Here is a 19830-nt window from a genome sequence, read left to right on the forward strand (position 1 = left end):
ACACCCATGCTCTATGATATCAGCCTGAAGATCACCTACGGCTACGAAGTGCCGGTGTCCGGCGGGCGCCACCTCGTGCGCGTCATGCCGGCGACGCTGCCCGGCCGGCAGCGGCTCGTCGTCGGCTCGCTCAGTTGTCACCCGATGCCGGCGGAACGCTCCGAAAGCGTCGATTTCTTCGCCAATCCCTTCACCGCGATCCTGTTTCGCTCCGCCCATGACGACCTCGTGATCCGCATGCAGGCGCGGGTGCAGGTGGAGTCGTTGCCGCTGACGGCCGACTTTTCGGCCGATCTGTCGCGCCTGCCGACGGAGCTCGCCGCCTCGTGGTCCGTCGACCCGGAAGCGCCGCATCATTTCATCGGCCCCAGTCCGCTTCTGACGGAGGTCCCGGAGATTGCGGCCTACGCACAAGCCGTGGTCACTCCCGGGATGACGATCCGCCAGATCGCAACGGCAATCTGCGCCCGCATCCACCGGGACTTCGTCTACGACGCCGAGGCGACGACGGTAAGCACCACACCGGCGGAAGCATTCGAACTCAAACGCGGTGTCTGCCAGGATTTCACCCATGTGATGATCGTGGCGCTCAGGAGCCTCGGCATTCCCGCTGGGTATGTTAGCGGATTCTTGAGAACGATTCCTCCCGCCGGCAAGGAGCGCCTGGAAGGGGCTGACGCCATGCACGCATGGGTTCGTATCTGGTGTGGCACCACCGCTGGTTGGCTTGAACTCGATCCGACCAACAATATCCCTGCTGGAACCGACCATATCGTCGTCGGTCATGGTCGCGACTACGGCGACGTTGCACCCGTCATCGGCGTGCTGAAGAGCTATGGCGGGCAGAAGACCGAACAGGCCGTTGACGTCATTCCGGTCACCTGACCCGATTTGAGACACGACGTTCCCGTTTTCGCACGCCTCCGTGTCGCGTGAACCCGCTGTAACCACTGGTTTTCCTGCATTCCGCTAAAATTGAATCGATCGCCTGAACGATATCGTAAGTCACCCCCGCTAATGTCCCCCTCAAGCTTGCAACGCGTTCCTTGGGGTGTGCAGAGATGGGAAAACGATCCACGATCAACCGGTCCTTCATGGCTATGCTGAAGGACCGCGGCGGCAATTTCGGCATGATGGCGGCTTTGGCAACGCCATTGATACTTGCGGCCGGTGGCGTCGCCATCGACCTGGCGAACATGGTGACGATGAAGAACCAGATGCAAGATGCGGCCGACGCCGCAGCGTTGGCCGCAGCGTCTGCACTGGTGTCGAAAACTCCGCCTACGCCGGAAGAGGCCAAGGAAATCGCATTGAACTTCCTGAAGGCTCAGTCCACGGCCGCAGGCAGTGCCACTGACGGCTGGGGCGAGAATGGCGGAACTGCGGCATCGTTCAAATCCGCCGCCGATCCGGCCGCAGAAGACAAGCCGCCCGTCGATGAGGCAACCGTCGACATCATCGAGGGCAGCAACGGCGCGACGGGCAAGACCTTCAAAGTCTCGATCGTCAACAAGCACACGATCGAATTCAACGCGATGACCCGCCTGCTCGGGCGGAAATGGACCCAGCTCGAAACCCGGGCCACCGCGGACAGCGCAACCGAAACCAAGAACGCGCTGTCGATGTATCTCGTGCTCGATCGCTCCGGCTCGATGGCCTGGAAGACCAACGCGTTGGACACGACGAAAACGTCGTGCGCCAACTACACCGAGGACAACTGGAGCAAGTATCCGAACCTGAAGGCGACCAAGCCCTGCTACGTCACCAAGGTCGATGCGCTCAAGACCGCGGTCAAGGATCTGCTCGCGCAGTTGAAGATTGCCGACCCGAAGGATCTCTATGTCCGCACGGCAGCCGTTTCCTACAATTCGGCGCAGGATACGGCCGGTAATCTCGATTGGGGCACGACGGGAACGGCAACCTATGTCAACGCCCTCGTTGCAACCGGCGGCACAGCATCGGGCAATGCCTTTAAGACCGCATACAACAAGGTCACTGCCGCGACGGAAAATACCGCGCACAAGGCCAAGAACGGTCAGGTACCGACAAAATACATCGTGTTCATGACCGACGGCGACAACAACAACACGAGCGACGACACGACGACACTGACGTGGTGCGATACGGCACGCAAGAACAACATCCAGGTCTATACCGTCGCCTTCATGGCACCGGACCGCGGCAAAGCACTGCTCAAGTCCTGCGCCACCACCACCGCCAACTACTTCCAGGCGGAAGAAGCCGCCGACCTGATCGCGGCCTTCAAGGCGATCGGCGAGAAGGCTTCGGCCATGGCGACCCGCCTGACCAAGTAAACAACAAAAGCGCGCACCACTGTGCCGCCCGGTCCCGCCGGGCGGCATTTTTCGTTCGCGCAATCGTCAAGCCCATGGCTCTTCGTCGCGTATCCCTTCTATTCAGGCAATTCTAATCCTTTTAAAAACAGCTGTTGCAAGCGCTTCGGATCGATGCATAAATTGCCCATCCCCGGTCGGTTCCGGCCTGCGACCTCCCAACGCAAAAGGGTAAGACAGTTCTGATGATGAATAAGATTTCCGCCAACGAACTGCCGCAGCCCGCACTTCGTTCTTCCGAACCCGATCAGCTTGCCGTCGAAATTCTCGAACGCCTGAAGTATCGTATCGGTAAGGATCCGAAGGTCGCCAAGCCGCATGACTGGCTGACCGCGGCTATCCTCGTGGTGCGCGACCGCATCACCGACAAGTGGATGGATTCGACCCGCCAGACCTACGCGACCGGTGCCAAGCGCGTCTATTATCTGTCGCTGGAGTTCCTTATCGGCCGCCTGATGCGCGATGCCATGACCAATATCGGCCTGATGGAGGAGATGCGCGATGCGCTCGCCTCGCTCGGTGTCGATATCGATGTCATCGCCCTGCTCGAGCCCGACGCAGCACTCGGCAATGGTGGTCTCGGCCGTCTTGCAGCCTGTTTCATGGAATCGATGGCGACGGTGGACGTTCCAGCCTATGGCTACGGCATCCGCTACATGCACGGCCTGTTCCGCCAGCAGATGGCCGATGGCTGGCAGGTAGAGCTGCCGGAGACCTGGCTTGCCCATGGCAATCCCTGGGAGTTCGAGCGGCGCGAAAGCTCCTATGAGATCGGCTTCGGCGGCGTTGTCGAAACCGCCAATGTCGACGAGGAGATCCAGCGCTTCGTGTGGAAGCCGGCCGAGCGTGTGATCGCCACCGCTTTCGACACGCCTGCCGTCGGCTGGCGCGCCAAGCGCGTCAATACGCTCAGGCTCTGGACGGCGCAGCCGATCGACCCGATCCTGCTCGATGCCTTCAATGCCGGCGACCACATCGGCGCGCTGCGCGAAAGCAACAAGGCCGAAAGCCTGACCCGCGTGCTCTACCCCGCCGACGCGACGCCCGCCGGCCAGGAGCTTCGCCTGCGCCAGGAATATTTCTTCTCGTCCGCGTCTCTGCAGGACATCCTGCGCCGCCACCTGCAGCAGTATCCCGACTTCACCTCGCTGCCCGATGCCGTCGCGATCCAGCTCAACGATACGCATCCGGCGGTCTCGATTGCCGAACTGATCCGGCTGCTGACGGATCTGCACGGCCTAGATTTCGAACAGGCCTGGGAGATCACCCGCCGGACCATTTCCTACACTAACCACACGCTTTTGCCCGAAGCGCTCGAAAGCTGGCCCGTGCCGCTCTTCGAACGTCTGCTACCGCGCCACATGCAGATCGTCTATGCGATCAACGCCAAGATCCTGATCGAGGCGCGCAAGCAGAAGGGCGCCACCGACCAGGAAATCCGCAACATCTCGCTGATCGACGAAAGCGGCGACCGCCGGGTGCGCATGGGCAACCTTGCGTTTGTCGGCTCCCATTCGATCAACGGCGTGTCGGCGCTGCACACCGAGCTGATGAAGGAAACGGTCTTTGCCGACCTGCACAGGCTCTATCCAGATCGCATCAACAACAAGACCAACGGCATCACCCCCCGCCGCTGGCTGATGCAGTGCAATCCCGGCCTGTTCAGCCTGATCCGCGAGGCGATCGGCGACGAATTCATGGACAATACCGAGGCGCTGCAGGCACTCGATGCCTTCGCCGACAAACCGGATTTCCAGGAGCGGTTTGCCGCGGTCAAGCGCGCCAACAAGGTGAAGCTGGCGCAGCTTGTGCAAAGCCGCCTCGGCCTCAGGCTCGACCCGTCGGCGATGTTCGACATCCAGATCAAGCGCATCCATGAGTACAAGCGCCAGCTCCTCAATATCATCGAGGCGGTGGCGCTCTACGACCAGATCCGCTCGCATCCCGAGCTCGACTGGGTGCCGCGCGTCAAGCTGTTCGCGGGCAAGGCGGCGCCGAGCTACCACAACGCCAAGCTGATCATCAAACTGGCCAACGACGTCGCCCGCGTGGTCAACAACGACCCGGCGGTGCGCGGTCTTCTGAAGATCGTCTTCGTACCGAACTACAACGTCTCGCTGGCCGAGATCATGGTCCCCGCAGCCGACCTGTCCGAGCAGATCTCGACGGCCGGCATGGAGGCCTCCGGCACCGGCAACATGAAGTTTGCGCTGAACGGTGCGCTGACGATCGGCACGCTCGACGGCGCCAATGTCGAAATGCGCGACTGGGTCGGCGAGGAAAACATCAAGATCTTCGGCCTGACGGCCGAGGAAGTCACCAACGCCCGCGCCGAAGGCCACAATCCGCGCGCCATCATCGAAGGGTCGCGCGAGCTGTCGCAGGCGTTGCAGGCGATCGCTTCGGGTGTGTTTTCGCCCGATGACCGCAACCGCTTCACCAGCCTCGTCGATGGCCTCTACAATCACGACTGGTTCATGGTCGCGGCCGACTTCGAAGCCTATGCCCGGGCGCAGCGTGAAATCGACCAGCTGTGGACGACGCCGTCGGCGTGGTATTCGCAGGCCGTACGCAACACCGCGCGCATGGGCTGGTTCTCGTCCGATCGGACCATCCGGCAATATGCCGGGGAAATTTGGAGAGCCGGATGACCCCTTCGGCCGGCAAGGACCCGGAACCCGCAGCCGCAGCCCTGCTGTCAATGCCGGCCATTGCGGCCATTCTTTCGGGCACGCACGACGATCCCTTTGCCGTTCTTGGCGTGCATCCGGCGGGAAGAAACTACGTCGCCCGCTGCTTCATCCCGGATGCCGCTAGCGTCGTTGCGGAAACGCTGGCGGGCAAGGAACTCGGAACCCTCGAGCGGCGCGACGACGCCGGCTTCTTCGAGGGACCGGTCTCGCTGCGCAAGATCCAGCCGGTGCGTTATCGCGCCCGCAACGATGGCGGCGAGTGGATCGTCGTCGATCCCTACAGCTTCGGCCCCGTACTCGGACCGATGGACGACTACTACATCCGCGAGGGCTCGCATCTCCGGCTGTTCGACAAGATGGGCGCCCATCCGACCGACCATGAAGGCGCTCAAGGCTACCATTTCGCCGTCTGGGCCCCGAACGCCAAGCGCGTGTCGGTGGTCGGCCAGTTCAACGGCTGGGACGGGCGGCGCCATGTCATGCGGCTGCGGACCGACACCGGCATCTGGGAAATCTTCATCCCCGGTGTCGAGGCGGGCCTTGCCTACAAATACGAAATCCTTGACCGCCAAGGTACGCTGCTGCCGCTGAAGGCGGATCCCTTCGCACGCCGTTCGGAGCTTCGGCCCAACACCGCCTCGGTGACGACGCCTGAGATCGCACAGGTGTGGGAAGACGAGGCGCACCGCGCCCATTGGGCATCGACTGACGCCCGCCGCCAGCCGATCTCGATCTACGAGGTCCACGCCGGCTCGTGGCAGCGCCGCGACAATGGCGACATGCTGTCCTGGGATGAGCTCGCCGACCGGCTGATCCCCTACTGCGTCGACATGGGTTTCACCCATATCGAATTCCTGCCGATCTCCGAATTCCCCTACGATCCCTCCTGGGGCTACCAGACGACAGGCCTCTATGCGCCGACGGCACGCTTCGGCGAGCCGGAAGGGTTTGCGCGTTTCGTCAACGGCTGCCACAAAGTCGGCCTCGGCGTCATCCTCGACTGGGTGCCCGCGCATTTCCCGACCGACGAGCACGGGCTGCGCTGGTTCGACGGCACCGCGCTCTACGAGCATGAGGATCCGCGCCAGGGTTTCCACCCCGACTGGAATACGGCGATCTACAATTTCGGTCGGCAGGAAGTGCTGTCGTTCCTCGTCAACAACGCGCTCTATTGGGCGGAGAAATTCCACGTCGACGGGCTGCGCGTCGATGCCGTCGCCTCGATGCTTTACCTCGACTATTCGCGCAAACACGGCGAATGGGTGCCGAACGAATACGGCGGCAACGAGAACCTGGAGGCGGTCCGCTTCCTTCAGACGATGAACACCGAAATCTACGGCGTCCACAAAGGCATCCTGACGATCGCCGAGGAATCGACGTCCTGGCCCAAGGTGTCCCATCCGGTCCATGCCGGCGGTCTCGGCTTCGGCTTCAAGTGGAACATGGGCTTCATGCACGACACGCTGCAATACATGTCGCGCGAGCCGATCCACCGTCGCCACCACCACAACGACCTGACGTTCGGGCTGCTCTACGCCTTCAGCGAAAACTTCGTGCTGCCGCTGTCCCATGACGAGGTCGTGCACGGCAAAGGTTCGCTCATTGCCAAGATGACCGGCGACGATTGGCAGAAGTTCGCCAACCTGCGCGCCTACTACGGCTTCATGTGGGGCTACCCCGGCAAGAAGCTCCTGTTCATGGGGCAGGAGTTTGCGCAGTGGCGCGAATGGTCGGAGGAGCGCGCGCTCGACTGGAACCTGCTGGAATATCACCTGCATGAGGGCATGCGCCGACTGGTGCGCGATCTCAACGGCACCTATCGCTCGAAGCCGGCGCTGCATGCGCGCGACTGCGAAGGCGACGGATTCGAATGGCTGCTCGCAGACGACCGGGACAACTCGGTCTTTGCGTGGCTGCGCAAGGCGCCGGGTGAAAAGCTCGTCGCCGTCATCACCAATTTCACGCCCGTCTATCGGGAAAACTACACGATCCCGCTTCCGGTCGCGGGTCGCTGGAAGGAAATATTGAACACCGATGCGGAAATCTATGGGGGGAGTGGCAAGGGCAACGGCGGCGCCGTTCAGGCACAAAAGGATCAGACAGGAGCAATAGCAGCCACCATCACCTTGCCGCCTTTGGCAACGCTGATGCTGGAGCAGGACTAGAGCATCCCGCTTTCAAGTGGAATCACTGAAAGCGGATAAGATGCTCTAGAATCAAAGTGCTAGAGCGTCCTTTGTGCGTTCATCTGAACGCACAGTGCGAAGCGGTTTTCCGTCAGGAAATGCGCAAAAACAAAGGGATAGAGCGTTTCTTCGACTTGGTTCAAATCGGAAATGCTGCTGCATGTTTCCTTAAATCCTATTCGATTTAAGGATAAAAACATGCAGCAATTCAAAGTGCTACAGCGACCTTTGCGCGTCTAAGTCTAATAAGACGCGCGGCGCTGCAGAGTGTTCCAGCCCGACGGGGTGAACCGGACGGCGGGAGTGCAAGAAGAAATTTCGAGGGCCGCAAGGCGTCGCCAAAGGTCGCCGTGACGATCCCGAAGAACAATGATTTTGGGGAGGACAAATGGTGGAAAAGCGTACGCAACCCTTGGCCCGTGATGCCATGGCCTATGTTCTCGCTGGCGGCCGCGGCAGCCGCCTGAAGGAATTGACCGACCGACGGGCAAAGCCGGCCGTCTATTTCGGCGGCAAGGCCCGCATCATCGACTTCGCACTCTCGAACGCCCTCAACTCCGGCATCCGTCGCATCGGCGTCGCCACGCAGTACAAGGCCCATTCGCTGATCCGCCACCTGCAGCGCGGCTGGAACTTCTTCCGCCCCGAGCGAAACGAAAGTTTCGATATCCTGCCGGCAAGCCAGCGCGTTTCCGAAACGCAGTGGTACGAAGGCACCGCCGACGCGGTCTACCAGAACATCGACATCATCGAGGATCACGGCGTCGAATACATGGTCATCCTGGCGGGCGACCACATCTACAAGATGGACTACGAACTGATGCTGCAGCAGCACGTCGATTCCGGCGCCGACGTCACCATCGGCTGCCTCGAAGTGCCGCGCATGGAAGCAACCGGCTTCGGTGTGATGCATGTCGACGACAAGGATCGCATTATCGCCTTTGTCGAGAAGCCGGCCGATCCGCCGGGCATTCCCGGCAATCCCGAGATGGCGCTCGCCTCGATGGGCATCTACGTGTTCCACACCAAGTTCCTGATGGATCTGTTGCGCCGCGACGCGGCCGATCCGAAGTCGAGCCGCGACTTCGGCAAGGACATCATCCCGTATATCGTCGACAACGGTAAGGCGGTCGCCCACCGCTTCAACCAGTCCTGTGTGCGCTCGGACTTCGAACGCGAAGCCTACTGGCGCGACGTCGGCACGATCGATGCCTATTGGCAGGCCAATATCGACCTGACGCATGTAACGCCCGAACTCGACATCTACGACAGCACCTGGCCGATCTGGACCTTCGCCGAGATCAAGCCGCCGGCAAAGTTCGTGCATGACGACGAGAACCGCCGCGGCTCCGCGACCTCGTCGCTGGTGTCGGGCGACTGCATCATCTCGGGCGCTGCCCTCAATCGCAGCCTGCTTTTCACCGGCGTCAGAGTAAATTCATATTCGCGACTGGAAAATGCCGTCATACTGCCCGATGTGAAGATCGGTCGCCGCGCGCTGCTCAGCAACGTGGTGATCGACAGCCGCGTGGTCATTCCGGAGGGCCTCGTCGTCGGTGAAGACCCGGAACTGGATGCGAAGCGCTTCCGCCGTTCGGAAAACGGCGTTTGCCTGATCACCCAGACAATGATCGACAAACTGGGAATGTAGGTCCGCCGCTGATGAACATCCTCTCCGTTGCGTCCGAAGTGTATCCGCTGGTCAAGACCGGGGGGCTCGCCGATGTCGTCGGCGCCCTGCCGGCCGCACTGTCGCCGCACGGCATCCGCACCCGCACCCTGGTGCCCGGCTATCCCGCGGTGCTGCAGAAACTGAAGAAGAAAAAGAAGGTCGGCAGTTTTGCCAATCTGTTCGGCAGCCCGGCCTCGGTTCTCGCGGCCGATCTTGACGGCCTCGACCTGCTGGTGCTCGATCTGCCTGCCCTCTACGAGCGCGACGGCGGCCCCTATGTCGACGCCACCGGCCGCGATTATGTCGACAACTTTCGCCGCTTCGCCGCCCTGTCGCTGGCTGCGGCCGAAATCGCCGCCGGCGATGTCGTGTCCGGCTGGAAGCCCGATATCGTCCATGTGCACGACTGGCAGACGGCACTGACGCCGGTCTATATGCGCTTTGGCCGCGCCGCCTCGACGCCGACAGTGTTGACGATCCACAACATCGCCTTCCAGGGGCAATTTGGGCCGGAAATCTTCGCCGAGTTGGCACTTCCGCCCGAAGCCTTCTCGACGCAGTTCGTCGAATATTACGGCGATGTCGGCTTCCTCAAAGGTGGCCTGCAGACCGCAAATGCGATCACCACCGTCAGCCCATCCTATGCGCAGGAGATCCTGACTCCGGACTTCGGCATGGGTTTTGAAGGCCTGCTCAAGAGCAGGGTTTCCGACCTCTCCGGCATCGTCAACGGCATCGACGCCGACGTCTGGGATCCGGCCAGCGACCCCTTTATCGCCCAGCATTTCAGCGCGACGACATTGAAGCAGCGCGCCGCCAACCGCCGGGCGCTGGAGGAACGCTTCGGGCTCGAACAGGGTAACGGCCCGATCTTCTGCGTCATCAGCCGGCTGACCTGGCAAAAGGGTATGGACCTTCTCGCCGAAGTCACCGACGAGATCGTCGCGATGGGCGGCAAGCTCATCGTTCTCGGCTCCGGTGACACGGCGCTCGAAGGCGCGCTTCTCGCCGCCGCCTCGCGCCATCGCGGCCATGTCGGCATGGTTACCGGCTATAACGAACCGCTGTCGCACCTGATGCAGGCGGGATCCGACGCAATCCTCATTCCGTCGCGCTTCGAGCCCTGCGGGCTGACCCAACTCTACGGCCTGCGCTACGGTTGCGTGCCGGTGGTTGCCCGTACCGGCGGCCTCGCCGACACCATCATCGACGCGAACGAAGCCGGGTTGTCAGCCAAGGTGGCGACCGGATTCCAGTTCACGCCGGTCACCGCCGACGGGTTGCGTCTTGCGATCCGGCGCGTCTTCCGTGCATACAACGAACCGAAAGTCTGGGCGCGTCTGCAGACCCAGGGCATGAAATCGGACGTTTCCTGGGCCAGAAGTGCCGAGCGTTACGTCTCACTATATTCCGGTCTTCTCGGGAAAGGCTAAGTCAGAATGATAAGAACAGTCACCACCACACCCTATGGCGATCAGAAACCCGGCACGTCGGGCCTGCGCAAGAAGGTTCCGGTGTTCCAGCAGAAGAACTATGCCGAGAACTTCATCCAGTCGATCTTCGACGCGCTCGAAGGCTTTGCCGGTCAGACCCTGGTGATCGGCGGCGACGGCCGCTTCTACAACCGCGAAGTCATTCAGATCGCCATCAAGATGGCGGCCGCCAACGGCTTCGGCCGCGTACTCGTCGGCCGCGGCGGCATTCTGTCGACGCCGGCCGCCTCCAACGTCATCCGCAAATACGAAGCCTTCGGCGGCATCGTGCTCTCCGCCAGCCACAACCCCGGCGGCCCGACCGAAGACTTCGGCATCAAGTACAATATCGGCAATGGCGGTCCGGCACCGGAGAAGGTCACCGACGCGATCTATGCCTGCAGCCAGGTGATCGACACCTACAAGATCTCGGATGTCGCCGACGTCAACCTCGATGCCGAGAGCTCGCAGGAGATCGACGGCATGACTGTGACCGTCATCGACCCGGTGGCCGACTACGCCGCGCTGATGGAAAGCCTGTTCGACTTCGGCGCTATCCGCAAGCTGATCTCGGGCGGCTTCCGCGTCGTCTTCGATGCAATGAGCGCGGTCACCGGGCCTTACGCCAAGGAGATCATCGAGAAGCGTCTGGGCGCGCCGAAGGGCTCGGTCATGAACTTCATTCCGCTGCCGGACTTCGGCGGCCATCACCCGGACCCGAACCTCGTACACGCCCGCGCGCTCTACGAGACAATGATGGCGCCCAACGCCCCCGATTTCGGCGCAGCCTCCGACGGCGACGGCGACCGCAACCTCGTCATCGGCCGCGGCATCTTCATCACCCCGTCCGACAGTCTGGCGATGCTGGCCGCCAACGCCCATCTGGCGCCGGGCTATGCCAAGGGACTTGCCGGTATCGCCCGTTCGATGCCGACAAGCGGCGCCGCCGACCGTGTCGCCGAAAAACTCGGCATCGGCCTCTACGAAACGCCGACCGGCTGGAAGTTCTTCGGCAACCTTCTCGATGAAGGCATGGCAACGATCTGCGGCGAGGAAAGTGCCGGCACCGGCTCCAACCACGTCCGCGAAAAAGACGGCCTCTGGGCGGTCCTCCTGTGGCTCAACATCCTTGCCGTGCGCAAGGAAAGCGCGCTCGACATCGCCCGCAAGCACTGGGCGACCTACGGCCGCAACTACTACTCGCGCCACGACTACGAAGAAGTGGACAGCGATGCCGCCAACGGCCTAGTGGCAGCGCTCCGCGACCAGCTCGCGACCCTGCCCGGGAAATCCTTCGGCGCGCTCAAGGTCGCGACATCAGACGACTTTTCCTATCACGATCCGGTCGACCATTCCGTCAGCAAGAACCAGGGTATCCGCATCCTGTTCGAGGGCGGATCGCGCGTCGTCTTCCGCCTGTCGGGCACCGGCACATCAGGCGCAACGCTGCGTGTCTACATCGAGCGTTTCGAGCCGAATCCGGCCCGCCATGATATCGACACCCAGGAGGCGCTCGCCGACCTGATCCTCGTTGCCGATGAGATCGCCGGCATCAAGACCCGCACCGGCCGCACCGAGCCGAGCGTGATCACCTGACGGAGCGCCCATCAGGGGCGCGCAAGAGACTGATATAGCAAGAAAACCCGAGGGGTGACTGATTAATGCCGACCGATGCATTGTTACCCCTCGGCGCCACGCTTACCCCTGACGGTACACGGTTTGCCGTCTGGTCGCGCAATGCTGCGTGCATCGACCTCTGCCTGTTCGACAAGGCGGGCGCCAAGGCATTGCGTCAGCTGCCGATGTTGCGCGACGGCGATGTGCATAGCCTGATGGTTGCCGATGCGCCGAAGGGAACCCGCTACGGTTTTCGCGCTGATGGGGTCTATTCGCCCGACCACGGCCTCTGGTTCGATCCAGCGAAGCTGCTCGTCGACCCCTACGCCATCGAACTCGACCGGCCTTTCCGGCACGATCCGAGGCTCACCATCTTCGGCGAGGACACCGCCGATCTGGTGCCTAAGGCAATCGTCAGGGACGTCAAGACAGCCAAGCCGAAGCCGCCGATCTTCAGGGCGGGCGGGTTGATCTACGAGATCGCCGTCAAACCCTTCACAGCGCTGCATCAAGGCATTCCCGAGGCGAAACGCGGCACTGTCGCAGCGCTCGCCGAGCCCGTCATCATCGACCATTTGAAGCGGCTCGGCGTTTCCGCCGTCGAACTGATGCCGATCGTCGCCTGGATCGACGAACGTCACCTGCCGCTACTGGGGCTCAGCAATGGCTGGGGCTACAATCCGATCGCGCCGATGGCGCTCGATCCACGGCTGGTGCCGGGCGGGTTGAAGGAACTTCGCCAGACTGTCGAGGCACTGCGCAAGGCCGGCATCGGCGTCATCCTCGATCTGGTCTTCAACCATTCCGGGGAAAGCGATCGGCTCGGCACGACGCTGTCGATGCGAGGGCTCGACAACCTCGCCTATTATCGCCACGTCACCGACAGGCCGGGCGATCTCATCAACGACACCGGCTGCGGCAACACGATCGCCTGCGACCACCCTGTCGTCCAGGCGCTGATCCTCGACAGCCTGCGCCACTTCGTGCTGGCCGCCGGCGTCGATGGCTTCCGTTTCGATCTCGCCTCTGTCCTCGGCCGCGACATGACCGGTTTCCATCGGAACGCTCCCCTGTTTGAGGCAATCCAAGCCGATCCGGTGCTTGCCGACCGCGTGCTGATCGCCGAGCCCTGGGATGTCGGCCCCGGCGGTTACCAGCTCGGCAATTTTCCCGCTCCGTTTCTGGAATGGAACGACCGGGCGCGCGACGACGTCAGGCTCTACTGGCGCGGCGACCGGCACGTGATCGGTGCGCTTGCGACAGCGCTTGCGGGCTCTTCGGATACGTTTTCCCGCTGGGGCGACACCGGCACCCGAACGGTCAACTTCATCGCCGCCCATGACGGTTTTGCGCTTGCCGACATCGTTGCCTATGCCGGCAAGCATAACGAGGCCAACGGCGAAGAGAACCGTGACGGCCACAACGAGAACCATTCCTGGAACAACGGCGCCGAGGGCGCGACAACCGACCCCGAGATCACGGTTGCGCGCCGGCATGACGTGGCGGCGCTTCTCGGCACCCTGTTTGCGTCCCGCGGCACGATCATGCTGACCGCCGGCGACGAAGGCGGACGCAGCCAACGTGGCAACAACAATGCCTATTGCCAGGACAACGCCATCACCTGGATCGACTGGAGCGCGATGGATGAGACGCTGGTCGCCCATACGGCAGCGCTTTCGTCGCTGAGGAAGCGCTTCGGTGTGTTCGGCGAGACGACATTCTTTACCGGCAAGGACGATGTCGAATGGCTGCGCCTCGATGGTCGCCCGATGGCGGTGACCGATTGGGAGCACCCGGCAACGGACAACCTGACGATGGTGCTTGCCACACGCGACGGCAAGAAGACGCGATCGACGCGGCTTGCCGTCGTCGTCAATCGCAGCCACGCGCCGCACCCGATCCATCTGCCCGAAAGCCTCGACGGCCAGTGGCAAGATGCGCTTTCTGCAGAACTCCCACCCACCTTTGTCCCTCCTCGCTCCGTTTCCTTCTTCGTCGAAAATTTCTGAACTATTCCCACCACTTGCTAGAACTCACCCGACCGTCCTATAGATTCGTTGGGGGGCCACTTTCAGGACAGCCATATGCTGAAGGATATTTCACTTTCCGAAATCAGACCGCTGGTCGGCACCGAGATCGGCGTCTCCGACTGGATCACGGTCACGCAGGACACGATCGACAAGTTCGCCGAGGCAACCGGCGATTATCAGTATATCCATGTCGACCCGGTGCGCGCCGCCGCCGAGACGCCGTTCGGCGGCACGATCGCCCACGGCTTCCTGTCGCTGTCGCTGTTGTCGGCGATGAATTACAGCTGCCTGCCCAAAATCCGCGAACAGACGATGGGCATCAACTACGGCTTCGAGAAGGTGCGCTTCATCGCACCGGTGAAGAGCGGCACCCGCGTGCGCGGGCACTTCACCATCGCAGACGCGCGCTTCCGTGGCAGCAGCATGTTGATGATCACCTATGAGGTCACGGTCGAAATCGAGGGTGAACGCAAACCGGCACTGACGGCCACCTGGCAGACGATCATCCAGTTCGATCCGAAGGACCGCCCTGCCGATGCCTAAATCCTGCGATGGCAGCCCAAGCTCACCCTCTACGGCGCGGCTCTGATCAAAACGCAATCACGTGCCGGATGACCTTGCCCTGGTCGAGCAGGTCGAAGGCCTCGTTGATCTCCTCGAGCGGACCGGTGCTCGATAGCAGCCTGTCGACCGGCAGCTTGCCACGCCGATAAAGCCCGATGAAGCGCGGAATATCGCGGCTCGGCACGCAGCTTCCCATGTAGCTGCCGCGAAGCGTGCGTTCTTCGGCGACCAGGCTGACGGCTGGGATGGCAATCTGGCTTGAGGGATGGGCAAGGCCGGCCGACGCGGTCGCTCCGCCGCGGCGGGTGATGCGATAGGCAAGCTCGAACGCCTTGACCGAACCGGCCGCCTCCAGCGCATGATCGACACCGCCTGACGTCGCCTCGCGGATCGCATCCCCCACATCCGGATCGGTGGCGACAAAAGTGTCGGTCGCGCCAAGCGAGCGTGCCAGCGCCAGCTTGTCCTTTGAGAGATCGATCGCGACGACCCGCTCCGCGCCCGACGCGACCGCTCCGAGCACCGCGGCAAGCCCGACGCCACCGAGACCGACGACGGCGGCCGACTGGCCCGCCTGGACGCGGCAGGTATTGACGATCGCACCGACGCCGGTCAGCACCGCGCAGCCGAAGAGTGCCGCCTCGACCAGCGGCAGGTCCGCCTCGATCTTCACTGCCGAATGGCGCGAGACGACCGCATAGTCGGCAAAGCCGGAAACGCCGAGGTGATGATGGACTGGAACAGCGTCGCAACGAATCCGGCGCTCGCCGGAAAGCAGCGTTCCCCTGCCATTCGCCTCGGCACCTGGAATGCAGAGCGCCGGACGCCCTTCCGCACAAGGCTGGCAGTCGCCGCAGCTCGGCATGAAGCTCATCACCACCCGATCGCCGGGCTTGAGATCGCGCACTGCGCTGCCGACGGCCTCCACCGTGCCTGCCGCCTCATGCCCGAGCGCCATCGGCACGGGCCGTGGCCTGTCGCCGTTGATCACCGAAAGATCGGAGTGGCAGAGACCGGCAGCGCCGATGCGAACCAGCAGTTCGTCGGGTCCCGGTGTGTCGAGGTCGACGGTCTCGATCGAGAGCGGTCGCGACCTGGCATAGGGCCGCTCGACCGGTGCGTGCCTGAGCACTGCTGCCCTGCTGCCCGTGTCTTCAAGATGTCCTCCCGCTTGCAAACGGGGGCAGCTTAGCCGCCGGAGAAGGCCGGCGGCAAGGTCGGATTGCGGACCCGGCCACAGGGCGTTGCGCATCCCGAAGATCGCGCAGCAATTTGCCGGCCCGAGAGCGTTTCCAGCTTAACGCCTGAAAACGCTATATTTCTTTGTTGTACGCATTTCCTGACGAAAGAGCGCTTCGCAGTTTTCCTGGAAAAGCTTTAGTGGCCAGCGTCCGCCGCTCCTTCGGACAGCATGCCGAAGACATAGGGGGAAAACGACCGCCAGCATTCGACGCGGAACGTGTCCTCGGCGAGGCGCAGCAATACGATCTCGACCTTTCCGAGGATGGTGCGCGAGCAGGCGCCTACCGGGAAGATCGGCAGCGACAGGTCCTGCGGGCAGCCGCTGTTGATCGCGACTTCGGCGCCCGGACCGCTGACGATGACGGCGACGTTGCGATGGGAGACATCGACCGCCGAGTGCAGCGTGCCGCTCGATGCGGCCGCGGCCATCAGGTCACCTTCGCTCTCGTCGATCACCAGCCACTCGTCCGGCCCGAGCCAGAGCGCATGGCGTTTGCCGCTCAAAGCCGAGGTCTTCGGCCGTGCCGGCAAGGTCACGCCGAGTGCCGCCGAAAGACCGGAGAGCGCATCGGCACCGGCGCGCAGCGACAGGCGCGAAGCGGCGGGTGCCGGCGTCAGGACCACCTCGGCGAAACCGCCGCGGGCAGTAAGAGCAGCCTTGCGGGTTGCAGTTGCCAGATCAGCCATGGAGGCGACCCCCTTCCTTGTCAAAGAACACCATGTCGCTCACCTCGACGGCGATCGTCCTGTCGGCCATCGGCACGTACAGCGTCTGACCGAGGCGTGCGCGGCCACCAGCAACGACGGCGAGCGCGATCGAACGGCCGCAATTTTCCGACCAGTAGGACGACGTCACATGGCCAAGCATCGTCATCGGCTTCGGCTGGTTCGGATCGGCGACGATCTGTGCGCCCTCCTCCAGCACCACCTTCGGATCCTTGGTCAGGAGCCCGACCAGCTGCTTACGACCATCCTTGACGAGGTCAGGGCGCTTGAGACCGCGGATGCCGACAAAATCGGCCTTCTTCTTCGAGACTGCCCAGGACAGGGCAGCATCGTCGGGCGTCAGCGTCCCGTCGGTATCCTGGCCGACGATGATGTAGCCTTTCTCGGCGCGCAGCACGTGCATGGTCTCGGTGCCGTAGGCGCAGGCGCCCATGGGTTCGGCCCGCTCCCAGATCGCTTCCCAGACCGCCTGGCCATAATCGGCCGGCACGTTGACTTCGAAGCCGAGCTCGCCGGTAAACGACATGCGGAACAGCCGGGTCGGCACGCCGCAGATCTTGCCCTCGGTCACGCTCATATGCGGGAAAGCCTCGTTGGAAAGATCGATGCCTTCGACGAGCGGAGCGATGATCTCGCGCGCCTTCGGACCCTGCACGGCGATAACGGCCCATTGTTCCGTCGTCGACGTCAGCCAGACCTTCAAGTGCGGGAACTCCGTCTGCAGGTAGTCTTCCATATGGTGCATCACCCGCGGCGCACCGCCGGTGGTGGTCGTCACGTGGAAGCGGTCCTCGGCAAGCCTGCCGACCACGCCGTCGTCATAAACGAAGCCGTCGTCGCGCAGCATGATGCCGTAGCGGCAGCGGCCGGGCTTCAGCGTGTCCCAGGCGTTGGTGTACATCAGGTTGAGGAACTGGGCCGCATCCGGGCCGACCACCTCGATCTTGCCGAGCGTCGAGGCGTCGAACAGGCCGGCGACCTCGCGTACTGTCTTGCATTCGCGCGCGACCGCCTCATGCATGCTCTCGCCCGCCTTCGGGTAGAACCAGGCACGTTTCCAGTTGCCGACATCCTCGAACTCGGCGCCATGCGCCTCTTCCCAGGCATGAACAGGCGTCTTGCGGGCAGGATCGAACAGGCTTCCACGCGAATGGTTGACGATCGTGCCGAAGGTTACCGGCGTGTAGGGCTGGCGGAAGGTCGTCAGACCCACCTGCGGAATGTCCTTGCCAAGCGCTTCGGCGGCAATGGCAAGGCCATGCATGTTGGACAGCTTGCCCTGGTCTGACGCCATGCCGTTGGTGGTGAAGCGCTTGATATGCTCGATCGAATGCATGCCTTCGCGCACCGCAAGCCGGATATCCTTGGCGCAGACATCATGCTGGAAGTCGATGAAGGCCTTGACGGTGGTGTCGGGTCCGGCCCCTTCGGCAGCGCCGATCATGCCGCCGGTCCAGCTGAAGGCATTGTCGCCGTGGAGCGTCACCTGGGCGCCACCTTCGGCGCCTGCCGCGCGTGCGGTCAGTTCGCCGGCTGCCAACGCCTCGTCGATCGTTGCCTGCAGGTCGTCGGTGCCGTTGCAGGCGCCGATCGACAGGCAATCCTGCAGATAGGTGCCCGGCAGGAAGCGCTGCGTTGCCGCATCGAACTTCACCTTGCCGCGTGACTGCGAGAACAGGTGCACCGACGGCGTCCAGCCGGATGAAACCAGCAGCGCATCGACCGCGATCTTGCGCGCCGACCCGCCGCCATTGCGGGCAACGCTGATCGAGGAGACGCGCAGCTTGCCGCCGGCATTGACGACGAAGTGGCCGGTCAGCACCTCGATACCGAGGCGACGGGCTTCCGCAAGCACCGCTTCGCCGGGATTGTCGCGGCAGTCGACGATGGCAGGAACGGCAACGCCGGCGCGCTTGAGATCGAAGGCCGCCTCATAGGCGGAATCATGCGCGGTGTAGACGCCGACCTTGGAGCCGACGGCAACGCCGTAATGGTTGAGATAGGTACGTCCGGCCGAAGCGAGCATGATGCCCGGGCGGTCGTTGTTGGCAAACACCATGTGGCGTTCGATCGAGCCGTTGGCGAGGATCACCTTCTTCGCCCGCACCTGCCAGAGGCGCTCGCGCGGCAATGCCTTGTCGAGCACGGACAGATGGTCCGTCACCCTTTCGACGAGGCCGACGAAATTGTGGTTGTAGTAGCCAAAGCCGGTGGTGCGCGTGAGCACCGTGACGTTGTCCATCGCGGCAAGCGCCCTGGCTGTCGCCTGCGCCCAGTCCCAGCCGTCCTTGCCGTCGATCGTCGTGCCGCCTTCATAGCGCAGCGCGCCACCGACTTCCGGCTGCTCGTCGCAGACGATCACCTTGGCACCGGCCTTGGCTGCTGCAAGCGCTGCGGAGAGGCCGGCAGCACCGGCGCCGATCACCAGCACGTCGCAATGGGCATAGCGACTGGCATAATGGTCCGGGTCGGCTTCCGTCGGCGCGACGCCGAGACCGGCCGCACGGCGGATGAAGGGTTCGTAGATCGCGTGCCAGGCAGCCTTCGGCCACATGAAGGTCTTATAGTAGAAGCCGGCGGCAAAGAACGGCGACAGCAGGTCGTTGAACCCGCCGACGTCGAAGGCGAGCGACGGCCAGCGGTTCTGCGATTCCACCTTCATGCCATCGAAGACTTCCTGCACCGTCGCGCGCACGTTCGGCTGGCGGCGGGCCGCATCGCGCGAAATATCGAGCAGCGCGTTCGGCTCCTCGGCTCCGGCGGAAAGAATGCCGCGCGGACGGTGATACTTGAACGAGCGGCCGACGAGATGGATGCCGTTGGCAAGCAATGCCGAGGCGACGGTATCGCCTTCGAGCGCCGTCAGCGTGCGTCCGTCGAAGGTGAAGCGGGCGGTACGCGCCGGCGTCAGACGGCCGGCACCTGCAATACGGTTGGTGCCGCTCATCGTGCCGCTCCCTTGTCCTGCTCGCTGTTCAGAATGGCGGCAACATCGGGCTTTGGTTCGCCCGCCTTGTAGGTGGTGTAGAACCGGTCGCTGACCGTATCGCGCGCGGCATTGAAGAAGCGGCCGCAGCCGTGGATATGGCGCCAGCGTTCGAAGATCAGGCCCTTGGGGTTCTGCCGGAGGAAGAAGAATTCCTCGAACTCCTCGTCGCTGATCTCGGCAATGTTGGCAGGGCGGACGATGTGGGCGTCACCGGCATTGCGGAATTCGAGCTCGGAGCGCTCTTCTTCGCAATAGGGGCAATAGATCAAAAGCATCTCGAAATCC

The 19830-nt window shown here is 63.0% G+C and carries 13 protein-coding genes; 9 read left to right on the plus strand and 4 right to left on the minus strand.

The window, feature by feature from the left end; all coding sequences use genetic code 11:
* Positions 1-6: 6 nt before the first annotated feature.
* From ASD52_RS34690 to ASD52_RS34730, 9 genes are all read left to right on the plus strand, one after another.
* Positions 7-885 carry a transglutaminase family protein gene (locus ASD52_RS34690; RefSeq protein WP_057226588.1) on the plus strand — a complete coding sequence of 293 codons (879 nt, stop codon included), beginning with the start codon at positions 7-9 and terminating at the stop codon, positions 883-885.
* Between the two features lie 176 nt (positions 886-1061).
* Positions 1062-2315, plus strand: coding sequence for a TadE/TadG family type IV pilus assembly protein (locus ASD52_RS34695; RefSeq protein WP_081788819.1), 1254 nt, complete (start codon positions 1062-1064; stop codon positions 2313-2315).
* 227 nt (positions 2316-2542) lie between these two features.
* A complete protein-coding gene (locus tag ASD52_RS34700) occupies positions 2543-5005 on the plus strand; it encodes a glycogen/starch/alpha-glucan phosphorylase (RefSeq protein ID WP_025424846.1) in 2463 nt (820 codons plus the stop codon).
* The gene (glgB, locus tag ASD52_RS34705) at positions 5002-7212 is read left to right on the plus strand and encodes a 1,4-alpha-glucan branching protein GlgB (RefSeq protein ID WP_025424847.1); all 2211 of its coding nucleotides are present in this window, start codon (positions 5002-5004) and stop codon (positions 7210-7212) included. The genes ASD52_RS34700 and glgB overlap by 4 nt, the downstream gene beginning before the upstream one ends.
* 409 nt (positions 7213-7621) lie before the next feature.
* Complete coding sequence (gene glgC / locus ASD52_RS34710) at positions 7622-8884, plus strand: glucose-1-phosphate adenylyltransferase (protein ID WP_025424848.1); 1263 nt, start codon at positions 7622-7624, stop codon at positions 8882-8884.
* 11 nt (positions 8885-8895) lie between these two features.
* Positions 8896-10338, plus strand: a complete 1443-nt coding sequence (glgA, locus tag ASD52_RS34715; RefSeq protein WP_025424849.1) for a glycogen synthase GlgA — start codon at positions 8896-8898, stop codon at positions 10336-10338.
* A 6-nt stretch (positions 10339-10344) separates the two neighbouring features.
* Positions 10345-11973, plus strand: coding sequence for an alpha-D-glucose phosphate-specific phosphoglucomutase (locus ASD52_RS34720; protein ID WP_025424850.1), 1629 nt, complete (start codon positions 10345-10347; stop codon positions 11971-11973).
* Positions 11974-12038: 65 nt separating this feature from the next.
* On the plus strand, positions 12039-14003 hold the full coding sequence (glgX, locus tag ASD52_RS34725; protein ID WP_025424851.1) for a glycogen debranching protein GlgX: 1965 nt from the start codon (positions 12039-12041) through the stop codon (positions 14001-14003).
* A 75-nt stretch (positions 14004-14078) separates the two neighbouring features.
* Complete coding sequence (locus ASD52_RS34730; protein WP_025424852.1) at positions 14079-14567, plus strand: MaoC family dehydratase; 489 nt, start codon at positions 14079-14081, stop codon at positions 14565-14567.
* Between the two features lie 46 nt (positions 14568-14613).
* Here ASD52_RS34730 and ASD52_RS34735 read toward each other — a convergent pair whose 3' ends face one another.
* The 4 genes from ASD52_RS34735 to ASD52_RS34750 all read right to left on the minus strand — a co-directional run bounded on the left by ASD52_RS34735 (position 14614) and on the right by ASD52_RS34750 (position 19820).
* Positions 14614-15765, minus strand: coding sequence for a zinc-dependent alcohol dehydrogenase family protein (locus tag ASD52_RS34735; protein WP_051509185.1), 1152 nt, complete (start codon positions 15763-15765; stop codon positions 14614-14616).
* Between the two features lie 200 nt (positions 15766-15965).
* Positions 15966-16517: a sarcosine oxidase subunit gamma gene (locus tag ASD52_RS34740; protein WP_025424854.1), complete on the minus strand. Its 552-nt coding sequence runs from the start codon at positions 16515-16517 to the stop codon at positions 15966-15968.
* Entirely contained in the window at positions 16510-19503 is a 2994-nt protein-coding gene (locus ASD52_RS34745) for a sarcosine oxidase subunit alpha (RefSeq protein WP_025424855.1), read from the minus strand. The genes ASD52_RS34740 and ASD52_RS34745 overlap by 8 nt, the downstream gene beginning before the upstream one ends.
* Positions 19500-19820, minus strand: coding sequence for a sarcosine oxidase subunit delta (locus tag ASD52_RS34750; protein ID WP_025424856.1), 321 nt, complete (start codon positions 19818-19820; stop codon positions 19500-19502). Before ASD52_RS34750 ends, ASD52_RS34745 begins: the two co-directional genes overlap by 4 nt.
* Between the last annotated feature and the right edge of the window lie 10 nt (positions 19821-19830).

The sequence above is a fragment of the Ensifer sp. Root142 genome (genome assembly GCF_001426785.1).
GTDB lineage: Bacteria > Pseudomonadota > Alphaproteobacteria > Rhizobiales > Rhizobiaceae > Ensifer > Ensifer canadensis.